The 14,704-nt window shown below is 58.0% G+C and carries 14 protein-coding genes; 7 read left to right on the top strand and 7 right to left on the bottom strand.

The features are described 5' to 3' along the window. Positions 1 to 352 precede the first annotated feature (352 nt). The 3 genes from KW837_RS23815 to KW837_RS23825 are packed head-to-tail and all read left to right on the top strand — an operon-like array spanning position 353 to position 3,158. Entirely contained in the window at positions 353 to 1,666 is a 1,314-nt protein-coding gene (locus KW837_RS23815) for a C4-dicarboxylate transporter DctA (protein ID WP_218398812.1), read from the top strand. 53 nt (positions 1,667 to 1,719) lie between these two features. After that, positions 1,720 to 2,424, top strand: coding sequence for a FadR/GntR family transcriptional regulator (locus KW837_RS23820; RefSeq protein WP_008072332.1), 705 nt, complete (start codon positions 1,720 to 1,722; stop codon positions 2,422 to 2,424). A gap of 26 nt (positions 2,425 to 2,450) precedes the next feature. Next, on the top strand, positions 2,451 to 3,158 hold the full coding sequence (locus KW837_RS23825) for a GntR family transcriptional regulator (protein WP_218398813.1): 708 nt from the start codon (positions 2,451 to 2,453) through the stop codon (positions 3,156 to 3,158). Between the two features lie 130 nt (positions 3,159 to 3,288). On the opposite strand, the gene yjiA is transcribed toward KW837_RS23825, so the two are convergent. From yjiA to KW837_RS23840, 3 genes are all read right to left on the bottom strand, one after another. Further along, positions 3,289 to 4,260, bottom strand: coding sequence for a GTPase (yjiA, locus tag KW837_RS23830; RefSeq protein ID WP_218398814.1), 972 nt, complete (start codon positions 4,258 to 4,260; stop codon positions 3,289 to 3,291). A 161-nt stretch (positions 4,261 to 4,421) separates the two neighbouring features. Beyond that, positions 4,422 to 4,619 (bottom strand): YbdD/YjiX family protein, encoded by a 198-nt coding sequence (locus KW837_RS23835; protein ID WP_007895266.1) that lies wholly within the window; start codon positions 4,617 to 4,619, stop codon positions 4,422 to 4,424. Between the two features lie 14 nt (positions 4,620 to 4,633). Further along, positions 4,634 to 6,700 carry a carbon starvation CstA family protein gene (locus KW837_RS23840; RefSeq protein WP_218398815.1) on the bottom strand — a complete coding sequence of 689 codons (2,067 nt, stop codon included), beginning with the start codon at positions 6,698 to 6,700 and terminating at the stop codon, positions 4,634 to 4,636. 158 nt (positions 6,701 to 6,858) lie between these two features. Here KW837_RS23840 and KW837_RS23845 point away from each other — a divergent pair, with 158 nt between their 5' ends. Next, positions 6,859 to 7,227, top strand: a complete 369-nt coding sequence (locus tag KW837_RS23845) for a PilZ domain-containing protein (RefSeq protein WP_218398816.1) — start codon at positions 6,859 to 6,861, stop codon at positions 7,225 to 7,227. A gap of 40 nt (positions 7,228 to 7,267) precedes the next feature. On the opposite strand, the gene radA is transcribed toward KW837_RS23845, so the two are convergent. Genes radA through katB form a run of 3 tightly spaced genes read right to left on the bottom strand, consistent with a single transcriptional unit; the run spans position 7,268 to position 10,834 of the window. Beyond that, entirely contained in the window at positions 7,268 to 8,635 is a 1,368-nt protein-coding gene (gene radA, locus KW837_RS23850; RefSeq protein ID WP_007937264.1) for a DNA repair protein RadA, read from the bottom strand. A 45-nt stretch (positions 8,636 to 8,680) separates the two neighbouring features. Continuing rightward, positions 8,681 to 9,235, bottom strand: a complete 555-nt coding sequence (locus KW837_RS23855) for an ankyrin repeat domain-containing protein (RefSeq protein WP_218398817.1) — start codon at positions 9,233 to 9,235, stop codon at positions 8,681 to 8,683. Positions 9,236 to 9,292: 57 nt separating this feature from the next. Then, positions 9,293 to 10,834: a catalase KatB gene (katB, locus tag KW837_RS23860; RefSeq protein ID WP_218398818.1), complete on the bottom strand. Its 1,542-nt coding sequence runs from the start codon at positions 10,832 to 10,834 to the stop codon at positions 9,293 to 9,295. Positions 10,835 to 11,119: 285 nt separating this feature from the next. Here katB and mscL point away from each other — a divergent pair, with 285 nt between their 5' ends. Beyond that, on the top strand, positions 11,120 to 11,533 hold the full coding sequence (gene mscL, locus KW837_RS23865) for a large-conductance mechanosensitive channel protein MscL (RefSeq protein WP_007895273.1): 414 nt from the start codon (positions 11,120 to 11,122) through the stop codon (positions 11,531 to 11,533). A gap of 43 nt (positions 11,534 to 11,576) precedes the next feature. On the opposite strand, the gene KW837_RS23870 is transcribed toward mscL, so the two are convergent. Next, positions 11,577 to 12,353, bottom strand: coding sequence for a ferredoxin--NADP reductase (locus tag KW837_RS23870; RefSeq protein ID WP_218398819.1), 777 nt, complete (start codon positions 12,351 to 12,353; stop codon positions 11,577 to 11,579). A 292-nt stretch (positions 12,354 to 12,645) separates the two neighbouring features. On the opposite strand from KW837_RS23870, the gene KW837_RS23875 reads away from it, so the two are divergent. Together KW837_RS23875 and KW837_RS23880 are read left to right on the top strand one after the other, a co-directional pair. Then, positions 12,646 to 13,353: an autoinducer binding domain-containing protein gene (locus KW837_RS23875; RefSeq protein WP_218398820.1), complete on the top strand. Its 708-nt coding sequence runs from the start codon at positions 12,646 to 12,648 to the stop codon at positions 13,351 to 13,353. A 191-nt stretch (positions 13,354 to 13,544) separates the two neighbouring features. After that, positions 13,545 to 14,669 (top strand): class I SAM-dependent methyltransferase, encoded by a 1,125-nt coding sequence (locus tag KW837_RS23880; RefSeq protein ID WP_218398821.1) that lies wholly within the window; start codon positions 13,545 to 13,547, stop codon positions 14,667 to 14,669. Positions 14,670 to 14,704: the final 35 nt, after the last annotated feature.

Here is a 14,704-nt window from a genome sequence, read left to right on the forward strand (position 1 = left end):
AAAAAACCGGTCAGTGATGGCCGGTTTTTTTTCGTCCGCCATAAAGATCAAAAGATCGCAGCCTTCGGCAGCTCCTACAGAGGTTGTGTACATTCGTGAAATCATGGGTGTACGCGGGTTTTTGTAGGAGCTGCCGAAGGCTGCGATCTTTTGATCTTGATCGGCATCTCCTACGCGGCTTTAGCCACTGGTCAGACCGGTCATGCCAATTTTTCGACTTCCACTTGTAATCCTGAAAAAATCCAGCGTAGACTGCGCCTGCACTGGACATACCGGTAAGACCACAATAATTAAGTCCTGAATCTGATGCGCATCGCGCACGGCAGCCAGGACACCGACCAGGATTCCTCCCATGCTCAGATGGTGCTCGCGTTCAATCTTCCTTCAAGTGGTTCTCGGACTGGTGCTCGGCATCGTCTGCGGGCTGACCCTTCCCGAATATTCCGCCCAACTCAAACCTCTCGGCGACGGTTTCATCAAACTGATCAAGATGCTTATTGGTCTGATCGTGTTCTGCGTGGTGGTCAGCGGCATCAGCGGTGCCGGCGACTTGAAGAAGGTCGGACGCATCGGCCTGAAATCGGTGATCTACTTCGAAATACTGACCACCATCGCCTTGGTGATCGGCCTGGTATTCGCCTTCACGACCGGCATCGGCAGCGGCGCGAACATTCATCTGGAGCAACTCTCCGCCGCCGACATGGGCGACATCGCCCAGCGCGGTCAGCACATGCAAACCACCTCCCAGTTCCTGATGAACCTGATCCCGACCTCGGTAATCGGCGCCTTCGCGGAAAACAACATTCTGCAAGTCCTGCTGTTTTCGGTGCTGTTCGGCAGCGCGCTGAACCTGGTGGGCGAAGCAGCGTCGGGTATTTCCCGGCTGATTAATGAGCTGAGCCACGTGATCTTCCGCATCATGGGCATGATCGTGCGTCTGGCACCGATCGGCGTGTTCGGCGCCATCGCTTTCACCACCAGCAAATATGGCCTGGATTCGCTGCAGCACCTGGGCAGCCTGGTCGGTCTTTTCTACATGACCTGTGTAGCGTTCGTGGCATTGATTCTCGGCCTGGTGATGCGCCTCTCGGGCCTGAAGATGTGGCCGCTGCTCAAGTACCTGCGTGAAGAACTGATGATCGTCATGGGCACCGCTTCTTCCGACGCCGTGCTGCCACAAATCATGCGCAAGCTTGAGCATCTGGGCATCGGCAGCTCCACGGTCGGGCTGGTGATTCCGACCGGGTACTCGTTCAACCTGGATGGTTTTTCGATCTACCTGACCCTGGCCATTGTGTTCATCGCCAATGCCACCGGCACGCCGCTGGCCATGACTGACCTGCTGACGATTCTGCTGGTGTCGCTGATCACCTCCAAAGGTGCCCACGGGATTCCCGGTTCGGCGTTGGTGATTCTTGCGGCAACACTGACGGCAATCCCGGCGATTCCGGTGGTCGGGCTGGTGCTGGTATTAGCGGTGGACTGGTTCATGGGCATCGGCCGGGCACTGACCAACCTGATCGGCAATTGCGTCGCCACCGTGGCCATCGCCCGCTGGGAAAAGGACATCGATATCCAGCGAGCGAACAAAGTGCTTTCCGGTCAGGTGGGTTATACCTTCCAGCCTAGGAAACCGGTGGTCCCGGCGCATCAGCAGGAATTTTAAACTAGGTGTGCCTGCCCAAGGTCAGGCACATTTATCACGACTTGGAGCGAACAGTGATTACCTCGTCAACCGTTGTAAATTCGGTGGTAGAAAAACTTCGGGCCGCCCTGGCCCGCGGTCAGTGGCGCTCCGGCGAGATGCTGCCGGGCCAGCGTGAACTGGCCGAGCAACTGGGCATTAGCCGCCCGAGCCTGCGCGAAGCGGTCATCGTGCTGGAAACCCTCGGGCTGGTGCGCTCCATGCCGGGCAAAGGCGTGGTGGTGCTGGAAGCCAATCTCAGCGACAGCCAAAGCCACGACAGCGCGGTGGCCGGGGCCAGCCTGGAAGATGTGCTGCAACTGCGCTACACCCTCGAACCCTTCATCGTCGGCCTGGTTGCACAATCCATCAGCAGCAAGGAAGTCGGGCAACTGCGCCTGACCCTGATGGACATGCGCGAAGCCCTGGAGGCCAACGACAGCGAAGCCGGGGTCAGCGCCTACATCGCGTTCCACGAAGAACTGTTCACCCTGACCTCGAACCCGATCTTCCAGAGCGTTGTGCAGCAGACCAGCAACGCCCTCAAACAAAGCGCCGAGGTGCTACGCAACTCGCCAGAGCATCTGGCTGAACGCCTTGAAGAAAACGAAGCCGTGGTGCGGGCCATTCGCAGCAAAAACAGCGCCCAGGCCAGCGCCGAGATGCGTCGGCACATCCTGCGCGAAGGCCAGCGGATGGGCATCGAATTGAACATTCCGGATGACCACCTCGGCAGTTGACCCCCTCTTCGAACTGGAGACAGGCCATGAACAGCTTCGCCTCACCACAGATATTCACTGCCCTGCCCTTCTCCCGAACCGACACAGGGAAACTGCCGGCGGATGATCTCTATTCACGGATCTTCGACGCCATTCTCGAACAGCGCATCCATGCAGCCAGTCGTTTTACCGAAGACAGCCTGGCGCAGATGTTCAGCGCTCGACGCAGTGACATTCGTGGCGTGCTGACGCAGTTGTCCCATCAGCAGATCATTATCCTTCGCACCAACCATCGCCCCCGAGTCGCCGCGCCCGATGCCGAACAGATTCGCCAGACGCTGCATGCCCGACGACTGACCGAGATCACGCTGATTCGACTGGCCTGCCAGCAACCTCACCCGCAAGACTTGAAACGCCTGCGCGCCCTGATCGACAGCGAACGCCAATGCACGGCGCGTGGTCCGGCCATTCGATTGTCAGGGGAATTTCATCTGCAACTGGCCGAAATGGCGGGGAACGCACCGTTGGCGTATTTTCTTGGCACTCTGGTGCCGCTGACTTCGCTGGCGATTGCGCGGTATGACGCGCTGGCAGGTGATTATTGCGGATGGCGGGAGCACGCGGAGATTGTCGATGCAGTGGAGCGTGAGGATGTAGCGATGGCCGAAAATTTGATGACCCGGCATCTGCATTATATTGAACAAAGATTACTGAACTCTGGATCATCGACCATTCGAAACTGTGCTGCCGGGTAGATCGCTTTCGCGAGCAAGCCCGCTCCCACATTGACTTTGTGTCGTCCCGGACAGAGTGGGCAACACGGATCAAATGTGGGAGCGGGCTTGCTCGCGAAGGCGGCCTCAAACACGCTGAAGATATCCGACTTTACTCGGCTGCGACTCGGGCAAACCCCTCACGAATCTTCTCTTCCGGCAAATCATCGGCAATGAACACGATCACGCTTTCACGTATTTCATCGTCGGCCCATTCCGTATCCCAGTCGAATCCGTACAGCTTCAAGACCCCCTGAAACACCATGCGCCGTGGTTCGCCAAGGATGTTCAAAACACCTTTGTAGCGCAGCAATTGCTTGCCGTGGTCTTCCAGCAGTTCGTTCATGAACTCACTGAGTTTGTCGATATCCAGCGGCTTGTCAGTGCGCAACACCAGGCTGGAAATACGGTCGATGGACGGCACCTTGCTCACCGGGCGCAAACTCACGCCACCGCCGAGATCGGCATTGAGGTTGAAGCCGCGCACGTCGAGCAGTTCGGCCAGATCAATCTTGCCGTGGTCGACCACGCGGATTGGCGCACGACGGTTGATGCGGGTCAGACGCTCGCTGAGGGCGGTGAAGGTCGGTTCGTCCACCAGATCCCGTTTGCTCACCAGCAAACGGTCGGCAAAGCCGATCTGTGCCTGGGCGATGGTCTGGGTCAGGTGCAGGTCGGCGTGGGCCGCGTCCACCAGGGTGATGATGCCGTCGAGGATGTAGCGCTCACGCAGTTCTTCGTCGATGAAAAAGGTTTGCGCCACCGGGGCAGGGTCGGCCAGGCCAGTGCATTCGATCACCAAGCGGTCGAAGGCGATTTCGCCGCTGTCCAGGCGTTCGAGCAGCAGGTACAGCGCTTTGGTCAAATCGGTGTGGATGGTGCAGCAGACGCAGCCGTTGGACAGCGTCATCACTTGCACCGGCTCGTCGCCCAACAGTTGGGTGTCGATACCGGCGTCACTGAATTCGTTTTCGATCACGGCGATTTTCAGGCCGTGCTCGGCTTTGAGCAGGTGGCGCAAGAGCGTGGTTTTTCCCGCGCCGAGAAAGCCACTGAGGATTGTTACTGGAATGGGAGAGGACAAACGGGTTCTCCTGTTTCACAAAGTTAAGAAACAACACAAAACAAATGTGGGAGCGGGCTTGCTCGCGAAGAGGTCGTGTCAGTCGACATTAATGTTGAATGACACACCGCTTTCGCGAGCAAGCCCGCTCCCACAGGGATTGCATCAGCCAGGCTGTTGCATCAACAGCACTTCGGCCCACCCTTGCCACCGTAACGGGCCTCCTGACGTTCGCGAAAGAACATCTCGTAGCTCATCACCGGTTTGTCCGGGTGTTTGGTTTGCATATGCTCGACGTAGTTGTCGTAGTCGGGCATGCCGACCATCAGGCGCGCAGCCTGACCGAGGTATTTACCGAGGCGACTCAGGTCATTGAACATGGTGCAATCCTCAATTACGCGTCCGGCTGAGCCTGGAACGGCGACTCTTTATCCGTACGTTCTTTGGTGCCCCAGGCAGCAATGCCGACCTTGAGCGCATAGAACAGGATGCTGAACACCACGAACAGGAACAGCGCGGTCAGCGTTGCGTTGGTGTAAGCGTTATAGATGACATGCTGCATCTGCTCGATGCTCTTGGCCGGGGCCAGAATCTGCCCGTTGGCCAACGCATCGCTGTATTTCTTCGCCAACGACAGGAAGCCGATTGCCGGGTTGGCGTCGAACAGCTTGATGAAGCCTGCGGTGGTGGTGCAAATCAGCAACCATACGGCGGGCAACATGGTGACCCAGACGTAGCGTTGGCGCTTCATTTTGATCAGCACCACGGTTGCCAGCATCAGTGCGATACCCGCCAGCATCTGGTTGGAGATGCCGAACAGTGGCCACAAGGTGTTGATCCCGCCCAACGGGTCGATCACGCCTTGATACAGCAGGTAACCCCACATCGCCACGCAACCGGCGGTTGCGATCAGGTTGGCGGTCCAGGACTCGGTGCGTTTCAACGCTGGCACGAAGGAGCCGAGCAAATCCTGCAGCATGAAACGCCCGGCACGGGTACCGGCGTCCACCGCCGTCAGGATGAACAGCGCTTCGAACAGGATCGCGAAGTGGTACCAGAACGCCATGGTGTTTTCACCCGGCAGCACACTGTGCAGGATCTGTGCGATACCGACCGCCAGGGTCGGCGCGCCGCCGGCACGGGCCAGGATGGTGGTTTCACCGATGTCCTTGGCCACTGCTTGCAGCGCTTCCGGGGTAATTGCAAAACCCCAGCCGCTGACGACTTGTGCGACAGCCACTACGTCACCACCGACGACCGCCGCCGGGCTGTTCATGGCGAAGTACACGCCCGGCTCGATCACCGAAGCGGCCACCATCGCCATGATCGCCACGAAGGACTCCATCAGCATGCCGCCGTAACCGATGTAACGAGCGTTAACCTCGTTATCCAGCAACTTCGGCGTGGTGCCGGAGGAGATCAACGCGTGGAAACCGGACACCGCGCCACAGGCAATGGTGATGAACAGGAACGGGAACAGACCGCCCTTCCACACCGGCCCGGTGCCGTCGATGAACTGAGTCAATGCCGGCATTTTCAGCTCGGGCATGGTGATCAGAATGCCGATTGCCAGCGCAACGATGGTGCCGATCTTGAGGAAGGTCGACAGGTAATCACGCGGTGCCAGAATCAGCCACACCGGCAATACCGCAGCGACAAAACCGTAGCCAATCAGCATCCAGGTGATCTGGATTCCAGTGAAGCTGAACGCCTTGGCCCACACCGGGTCAGCGGCAATCTGCCCGCCCAGCCAGATCGAACCCAGCAGCAACGCCACGCCGATCACCGAGATTTCACCGATGCGGCCCGGGCGGATGTAGCGCATGTAGATGCCCATGAACATCGCGATCGGGATGGTCGCCATCACCGTGAAAATGCCCCACGGGCTTTCGGCCAGGGCCTTGACCACGATCAGCGCCAGCACCGCGAGGATGATGATCATGATCAGGAAGCAGCCAAACAGCGCGATGGTCCCGGGGATGCGGCCCATTTCTTCACGGACCATGTCGCCCAGGGAGCGACCGTTGCGGCGGGTGGACATGAACAGGACCATGAAGTCCTGAACCGCACCGGCCAGCACCACCCCGGCAATCAGCCACAGCGTACCGGGCAGGTAGCCCATCTGCGCCGCCAATACCGGACCGACCAGAGGCCCTGCGCCAGCAATGGCTGCGAAGTGGTGACCGAAAAGAATGTGCTTGTTAGTCGGTACGTAGTCCAGACCGTCATTGTTGAGCACGGCGGGTGTCGCCCGACGCGGATCGAGTTGCATCACATTGTTAGCGATGAACAGGCTGTAGTAGCGGTACGCGACCAGATAAATGGCCACCGCGGCGACCACAATCCACAAGGCGTTGATCGCCTCGCCTCGGCGCAATGCCACTACGCCCAGGGCGCACGCTCCCAGGATTGCCAGCAGCAGCCAAGGTAAGTGGCGTAGCAGGCTATTATTATTTTTCATTTTATGATTCCAGCCAGAGTGGACAAGAAAGACAGCCATCCGGAGTTTAGCGCTACTGACGGCAAAGGCCATACCCCGACATTGATCCAGAGCCGGTCTTGGCTGGCAGGCTTTAACCATGCGGGTCTATAGTCAGCGGACATTCAGAGGATTGCGCCATGAGTGACCACCCTGCTGATCGCCGCCGCTTCAAACGTTTTGCGTTCGATGCCCGAACCGAGCTGAGCCAAGGGGAATTCATCTGGCCGGTGAAGTTGATCGACCTGTCGCTCAAAGGGTTATTGATCGAACGGCCCGAGCCTTGGCTGGGGAATCGGGACTGGCATTTCCTGGTCGATATTCATCTCAACGAAGATGTCGCCATCAAGATGGATGTGCTGCTGACCCACGATGACCATGGTCAGCTCGGCTTCGTCTGCAAACACATCAGCCTGGAATCGATTGAGCGACTGCGGCGGTTGATTGAGTTCAACCTGGGCGATCCCGAGGAACTGGAGCGCGAATTGGGCGCCCTGATCGAAATATAACGGCCCGACGCTCCCACAGGGATTGTGTTCGACTCGGCAGCTATTCGAACAACGCGTCCAATGCCTGCTCCAGGCGCGTCACGGCAATAATCTGCAACCCCGGCGGCGCCTCTTTCGGCGCGTTGCCCTTGGGCACAATGGCGCGCTTGAAGCCGTGCTTGGCCGCCTCCTTCAAGCGTTCCTGGCCGCTCGGCACCGGGCGCACTTCACCCGACAAGCCGACTTCGCCGAACACCAGCAGATCATGGGGCAGCGGCCGGTTGCGCAAACTGGACATGACCGCCGCCATCAAGGCCAGGTCGGAAGCGGTTTCCAGCACCTTCACCCCGCCGACCACGTTGAGGAATACGTCCTGATCGTGAGTCGGAATGCCGCCATGTCGATGCAAAACCGCCAACAACATGGCCAAGCGATTCTGGTCCAGACCGAGTGTCACCCGGCGGGGGTTGGCCAGATGGCTGTCGTCCACCAACGCCTGGACTTCCACCAGCATCGGCCGGGTGCCTTCCCACGTTGCCATGACCACGCTACCCGGGACTTCTTCCTGGGCCCGGGTCAGAAAAATCGCCGAGGGGTTGGAGACTTCCTTCAGGCCTTTGTCGGTCATGCCAAACACGCCCAATTCGTTGACCGCGCCGAAACGGTTTTTCACTGCCCGCAAAAGACGCAGGCGCCCGTCGGATTCGCCTTCGAAATACAGAACGGTGTCGACCATGTGCTCCAGCACTCGGGGACCGGCCAGCGCGCCTTCTTTGGTGACATGACCTACGAGGAAAATCGCCGTACCGCTTTGTTTGGCGTAACGCACCAGCAATGCTGCACTTTCGCGTACCTGGGAAACGCCCCCCGGCGCCGATTGCAGTTGCTCGGTGAAAATCGTCTGGATCGAGTCGATCACCATCACCTTGGGCTTTTCCTGCCGGGCCGTGGCGATGATGGTTTCGATGCAGGTTTCGGTCATCACCCGCAGCTGATCCTGAGGCAAGCCCAAGCGCCGGGCGCGCATGGCCACTTGTTGCTGGGACTCTTCGCCGGTGACATACAGTGCCGGCATGCTCTTGGCGAGGTTGCACAAGGTTTGCAACAAAATGGTCGACTTGCCGATACCCGGATCACCACCGATCAACACCACCGAGCCATCCACCAGGCCGCCGCCCAGAACGCGATCCAGCTCGCTGGACGCCGTGGAGAAACGCGGAATCTCTTCGACGCTGACTTCGGCCAGGGTTTTGATCTGCGCCTGCTGGCCGGTCCAACCGGTGCGCCCGCTGGGGGCTGCGGCGCCGCCACTCTCGACCATGGTTTCGGTCAGCGTGTTCCAGGCCCCACATTCGCCGCACTGGCCGGCCCACTTGGGGAAGGTTGAGCCACACTCGGTGCAGCCGTACATGCGCTTGGCCTTGGCCATCTGAACTCCCGGCAAAAACCGCGATGATAGCTCAGCTCGCGCGGATCAGCGCGGCGGCGCCGTACGGATTTCACCGCTGGCCAGACGCGCGGCACTATTGCCCAACGGATCTTCGGCGTTCATGTCCGCCCCTTTGGCCTTGAGTGCGTCCAGCAACTCAACGCGCTTGAACAAGCCGGCGTACATCGCGGCAGTCTGCCCTGCGCCATTGCGTTGGTCGGGACTGCAATGGGCGGCCAGCAAGGTCCTGGCAATCTGCACTTCGCCTTTGAAAATCGCGCCCATCAACGCCGTGTTACCGCGTTGATCCTGAGCGCAGGCGTCCGCCCCGGCAGCGAGCAAACGCTCCACTGCAGCGCTCTGGCCATGATAGGCGGCCAGAATCAGTGCGGTGTAACCCTTGCTGTCGCGGGTATCGAGGGAATAGCCGGCCTCGATGAAGGTATCGAGCATCGGCACATCACCGCGTCGAGCGGCATCAAAGTAGTAATCCTGTAATTGGGCTTTCAGCGCCTGAGGGCTCTTCGAGGCTTGCACGTCAGGCCCGGCGAACACACTGAGCGACCAGCACGCCAGAAACACAGACAGATAAAAACGCATGGCGCAGCTCCTTGATCAGACGGGACCTCGCATGAGGCCCCGCTTCAGGCAGATGGATCAGTCGACCAGTTTGGCCGCCAGCGTCTTGACCCGAGCCAGATCACCCTTGGCTACTTTGGCCACGCCGGTCCCGTATTCCGGGTCGGCCTTGTACAGGAAGGACAGGATGATGTGCTTGCTCTCCTCATCGGTGGTGGCCAGTGAGCCACCGAAGCTGTCGATCAGGTCCTGACGTTCCTTCTGGTTGAACGAGCGGTACAGATCGCCGGCCTGCTTGAAGTTCTGCTCGCGCTGAATCTTCGCCTGCTGCGTGCTGCCCGACAGGGTCGACTGGCTGTAACGCGCGGTTGGCGGCTCTTCACGAGACAGCAGGCGACTTGGCTGGTAATTTACGCCGGTGCTGCTGGCGCCGATGTTCATTGCGCCATCCTGATTACCGTTGTTCACGGCGACTTTGGGTGCGTTGATCGGCAACTGCAGAGCGTTGGCCCCCAGACGATACAGTTGAGTATCGGCATACGAGAACACTCGCCCTTGCAATAAGCGATCTTCCGAAGGTTCGATACCCGGAACTAAATTGGCCGGGGCCATGGCCACTTGTTCGGTTTCCTGGAAAACATTCGCCGGATTACGGTTCAACACCATTTGTCCAACTTTTCGTTCAGGAACACCGGGCCAGATCTTGGTCGCATCCAATGGATCGAAATCAAACTTGGACAAGTCTTGTGGATTTAGAACCTGGATGTACAAGTCCCATTTAGGAAAGTTGCCCTTGTTAATATTGGCGACCAAGTCGTTAGTCATATGACTGTAGTCTTGACCTTGAACACCCGTCACTTCTTTAGGGTCGAGGTTCTTTAACCCCTGCAAACTTTTCCAGTGGAATTTTACATAGTGCACATCGCCTTTGGCGTTCACTAACTTATAGGCATGTACACCGTTACCGTCCATCTCCCGATAACTGGCCGGCGTACCGGAGTTGGAATACAACTCGGTCAGGGTACGAGTGGCTTCTGGAACATGGGAGAAAAAGTCGAAACGACGGGAATCGTCGTCAAGGTTGGTGCGCGGGTCTGGCTTGAAGGCGTGAACCATGTCTGGAAACTTGATCGCGTCACGGATGAAGAAGGTCGGAAAATTGTTGCCGACCAGGTCCCAGTTGCCGTCTGCGGTGTAGAACTTGGTGGCGAACCCCCGCGGATCACGCAAGGTTTCCGGCGAATGGTTGCCATGGACCACAGCGGAGAAACGCACAAATACCGGCGTGCTCTGGCCGCCGGCGAACACCTTGGCCTTGGTCAGGTCACTGAGGTCGTCGGTTACGGTGAACGTGCCATGGGCGCCAGTGCCACGGGCATGCACCACGCGTTCGGGAATGCGTTCACGGTCAAAACGCTGGAGTTTCTGGATCAGTTGCACGTCTTGCAGCAGTACCGGCCCGGTCGCGCCGGCGGTTTGTGAGTTCTGGTTGTCGCCGACGGCGGCACCGTTATCGCGGGTCAAGGTCGCAGCATTGACGGAGAAGGACAGCAGGCTGGCGGTCAGAACGCCAAGGGTACGAGGGAAGGGAAAAGCCCCGAGGCCAAGGGGAGTTGTCATGGAAGTTTCCTCTGGTTTTATAAGGCGCATCCAGGTGCGCCCCACAGAGGCTAGTGACCCAAAGGCCAAAACATAAATAGAAATCCCGCACCGAGCCGATAGCGAAAAGGTTCTGGAATACCCGGTCTAGAGCGGTTAGTCGCGCGCGAATGGTGGCACTTTGTAAACTAATTGCCGGAAGATGTGTCGATAAGAGCGAGCATTGTAAGGCGGTGTTTCGAGCGCCAGCCGTTTTGCTGATTTACACTGCGTTCACCAACCTCATCTGTAACAAGGAAATAACCTATGGGCGTGATAAGTGAGTTCAAGGCCTTCGCGGTCAAAGGTAATGTGGTCGACATGGCCGTGGGTATCATCATCGGCGCCGCCTTCGGCAAAATCGTTTCGTCATTTGTCGGCGACGTGGTGATGCCGCCAATCGGCTTGCTGATCGGTGGGGTGGACTTCAGTGACCTGGCCATTACGCTCAAGGCTGCCAACGGTGATGTCCCGGCGGTGATGCTGGCCTACGGTAAGTTCATCCAGAGCCTGATCGACTTCATCATCGTCGCCTTCGCGATCTTCATGGGCGTCAAGGCCATCAACCGCCTGAAACGTGAAGAGGCCGTTGCGCCCACCCTGCCGCCGGTTCCGACCAAGGAAGAAGAGCTGCTGGAAGAGATTCGCGATCTGCTCAAGGCTCAGAACAATCAGCCCTGATGACTGATTGCCCAAGAAACGGCGCCTTTTGGGCGCCGTTTGTTTACCAGTAGTTTTCCACTGCCACCTGGCCGGGTCGTCGACTGAGGCTCAAGCGCATGTCCCGTTGTTTGAGCAACTTGCGCGTGTCATCGATCATCTGTGGATTACCGCAGAGCATCACCCGCGAATGCTCGGCTGTCAGCGCTACACCGGCCGTGCGCTCTAGCTCGCCACTTTCCATGAGTGTCGTGATCCGCCCATTCAGGGCCCCCGGATGCTGCTCGCGGGTGACGGTGGCGATGAACTGCAGCTTGTGCGCGTATTCGGCCAGATAATCGCGCTGTGCCAGCCCTGCAATCAGCTCCTGATACGCCAGCTCCCGCGCTTCGCGCACGCTGTAGACCAGGATGATTCGTTCGAATTTCTCCCACACCTCGAAGTCCTGCAGGATCGACAGAAACGGCGCCAGCCCCGTGCCTGTGGATAACAACCAGAGGTCACGGCCATCGACGAAGCGATCCAGCGTCAGATAACCAAAGGCCTGCCGATCGACGAGCAGCATATCGCCGACTTCCAGCCGGCTCAGTTCACTGGTGAACTCCCCTCCCGGCACGACAATGGAGAAGAACTCCAGGAACTCGTCATAGGGGGACGAGACCATGGAATAAGCTCGCCACACCGTACTGCCGTCGGCCTTGGTCACGCCCAGCCGGGCGAATTGCCCTGCGCGAAAACGAAAGCCAGAATCCCGGGTGGTTCGCAGGGTAAACAGGTTTGGAGTCAACGGCTGGACGTCGAGCAGTGTCTGGCGTGTGAATTTCTCTGCACTGGCAGTCATTGGGTCGCTCCATTCAACAGATAACGCCAGTGTCCCGCAAAGTAGAAGGTATAAACACCGGTGATTTGTAATGGCTTTTCCCTCACCTCACCAAACAGTAGAAATACAAATATGATATGTAGTTGATTCCTGTTGATCCGTTAGTAAGCTAAGAACTGGTTTATGCAGTTGCATATTTTTTTTAAGAGCAAAAAAATCCACCACGCATGTAAGAATTCTCCTACAATCGTGGCGTGCCGGATATCGGATCCAATCAGCACCAACGACAGTAAGGCCGCCATGGAGCTACCCAATGAAAGTGTGGAAGGAGTCACAGTTAACGCAGCTTTCTTACGCTCAGAAAATAGAGACCGCGTACGAGATTTCTCTCAATCTTGTTAAAAATCTTGGCTTTAATTTCTGTGCATTTTCAATAACATCCCAAGTAAGGGGGATACGCCGCCATACGATCAATCTGAATAATTATCCCACCGAATGGAACACGAAATATGAACAGGAGCACTTCAGTGAAGTCGATCCGATACTAGCCCATTGCAATCAATCTGAATTACCGATTCTTTGGCAGAAAGAAATTTTCTGCAAGACACCCACACTGTGGCAAGCACAACAACAGCAAGGCTTGCGCTATGGCTGGTCCCAATCCGTTCATGATGAGAACGGGCTTTGCAGCATGCTGAGCCTGGCCAGAAGCCACTGTCCGATTACGACGCATGATCTGTATAAGAATCTGGGCTATGCGTTGTTCATTAGCCGTCACTTGCATGGGCTTGTGGCGAAAGAACTGCCTGCGCCCTCAAAACCAGGCACAGTGCATTTATCATCCCGGGAAATCGAGGTGCTGAAATACTCAGCCGATGGCAAGACGGCAGACGAGGTCGCGATCATCCTCAACCTCAGTCCAAGCACGGTACAGTTCCATATACGCGGCGCCATCCGAAAATTCGGCGTAAACAACAAAATTGCGGCAGTGATCAGAGCCGCGAAAGTGGGCGTCATCTGAATCTGTTTGAATCCGGTAATCCCCGCGAGTAATCCAAGCGAAAAAACCGTACCATCTGCGATCCAGTCCTGAGTGATGCCGTGTGAAATTCCACGACGTAGTCCACTCGGAATGGCTCGCCCGTTATAAGCCTCTGCGCGGCGGGCCACTCGTTGATTATCCTCCGTTGATTACCCAGAGCCCCCCGTCTCATGCCTCTGCTCGAAACCCCCTTCGCTCAACTCGATCTGATCCGCCAGCCAGAACAGCCGAACGAACCGTTGCAAGCCTTTGATGCCGCAGACGAATACCTGCTCACTCATCTGGCCGGGCAACAACCGGCAGCCGATACCCGCGTGCTGGTGCTCAACGACAGCTTCGGCGCTTTGGCCGCCAGCCTGGCGGGCAAGGTTCGGGTGACCAGCAGCGGCGATTCGTTTCTGGCGTTTCAGGGGCTGGAAAAAAACCTGATACGCAATGGCCAGACGTTTGATGCAGTGCCGAAAGTGCCTGCCAGCGAAATGTTCGTCGGGCCGTTTGACCGGGTACTGATCCGGGTACCGAAAACCCTGGCCCTGCTGGAAGAGCAACTGATCCGGCTACAAGGGCAACTGGCTCCTGGCGCTCAAGTGATTGCAGCCGCGATGGTGAAGCATTTGCCACGCGCTGCGGGCGATCTGCTGGAGCGTTACATCGGCCCGGTGCAAGCCTCGCTGGCCGTCAAGAAGGCTCGGCTGCTGATCGCCACGCCCCAAGACAAAGCGCCGGCGACCTCCCCCTACCCGACCCGCTATCGACTCGACGACCCTGCGATCGAACTGCTCAATCATGCCAATGTGTTCTGCCGCGAAGGGCTGGATATCGGCACGCGGGCCTTTTTGCCGCACTTGCCGAAGAACCTCGGCGCAGCACGGGTTGCCGATCTGGGGTGTGGCAACGGCGTGCTGGCGATTACCAGTGCCCTGCAAAACCCTGAGGCGCACTACACGCTGGTGGACGAATCGTTCATGGCCGTGCAATCGGCCACTGAAAACTGGCGCGCGGCGCTGGGTAATCGCGACGTGATCGTGCGGGCCGGCGATGGGTTGGCTGAGCAGGAACCTCAATCCCTGGACGTGGTGCTGTGCAATCCGCCGTTTCACCAACAGCAAGTGGTCGGCGATTTCCTGGCTTGGAGGATGTTCCAGCAGGCGCGTGAATCGTTGGTGGTGGGCGGCGCGCTGTACATCGTCGGCAATCGTCACCTGGGTTATCACAGCAAGCTGGCGCGGTTGTTCCGCGGCGTCGAGCAAGTCGCGGCCACACCCAAGTTCGTGATTCTCAAAGCACGCAAATAATCACGGACAAAAAAAACCCTCCATCGCAGGAGGGT

Origin of the sequence: Pseudomonas sp. PDM24, assembly GCF_019218905.1 — a bacterium.
Taxonomy (GTDB): Bacteria; Pseudomonadota; Gammaproteobacteria; order Pseudomonadales; family Pseudomonadaceae; genus Aquipseudomonas.

What these genes read in the sequence shown, in the direction of transcription:
- katB (WP_218398818.1), bottom strand. Translation starts at nt 10,834, where the DNA reads ATGACAACTCCCCTTGGCCTCGGGGCTTTTCCCTTCCCTCGTACCCTT.
- KW837_RS23870 (WP_218398819.1), bottom strand. Translation starts at nt 12,353, where the DNA reads ATGACTGCCAGTGCAGAGAAATTCACACGCCAGACACTGCTCGACGTC.
- KW837_RS23825 (WP_218398813.1), top strand. Translation starts at nt 2,451, where the DNA reads ATGAACAGCTTCGCCTCACCACAGATATTCACTGCCCTGCCCTTCTCC.
- KW837_RS23835 (WP_007895266.1), bottom strand. Translation starts at nt 4,619, where the DNA reads ATGTTCAATGACCTGAGTCGCCTCGGTAAATACCTCGGTCAGGCTGCG.
- KW837_RS23875 (WP_218398820.1), top strand. Translation starts at nt 12,646, where the DNA reads ATGAAAGTGTGGAAGGAGTCACAGTTAACGCAGCTTTCTTACGCTCAG.
- KW837_RS23855 (WP_218398817.1), bottom strand. Translation starts at nt 9,235, where the DNA reads ATGCGTTTTTATCTGTCTGTGTTTCTGGCGTGCTGGTCGCTCAGTGTG.
- KW837_RS23840 (WP_218398815.1), bottom strand. Translation starts at nt 6,700, where the DNA reads ATGAAAAATAATAATAGCCTGCTACGCCACTTACCTTGGCTGCTGCTG.
- KW837_RS23880 (WP_218398821.1), top strand. Translation starts at nt 13,545, where the DNA reads ATGCCTCTGCTCGAAACCCCCTTCGCTCAACTCGATCTGATCCGCCAG.
- mscL (WP_007895273.1), top strand. Translation starts at nt 11,120, where the DNA reads ATGGGCGTGATAAGTGAGTTCAAGGCCTTCGCGGTCAAAGGTAATGTG.
- KW837_RS23815 (WP_218398812.1), top strand. Translation starts at nt 353, where the DNA reads ATGCTCAGATGGTGCTCGCGTTCAATCTTCCTTCAAGTGGTTCTCGGA.
- KW837_RS23845 (WP_218398816.1), top strand. Translation starts at nt 6,859, where the DNA reads ATGAGTGACCACCCTGCTGATCGCCGCCGCTTCAAACGTTTTGCGTTC.
- radA (WP_007937264.1), bottom strand. Translation starts at nt 8,635, where the DNA reads ATGGCCAAGGCCAAGCGCATGTACGGCTGCACCGAGTGTGGCTCAACC.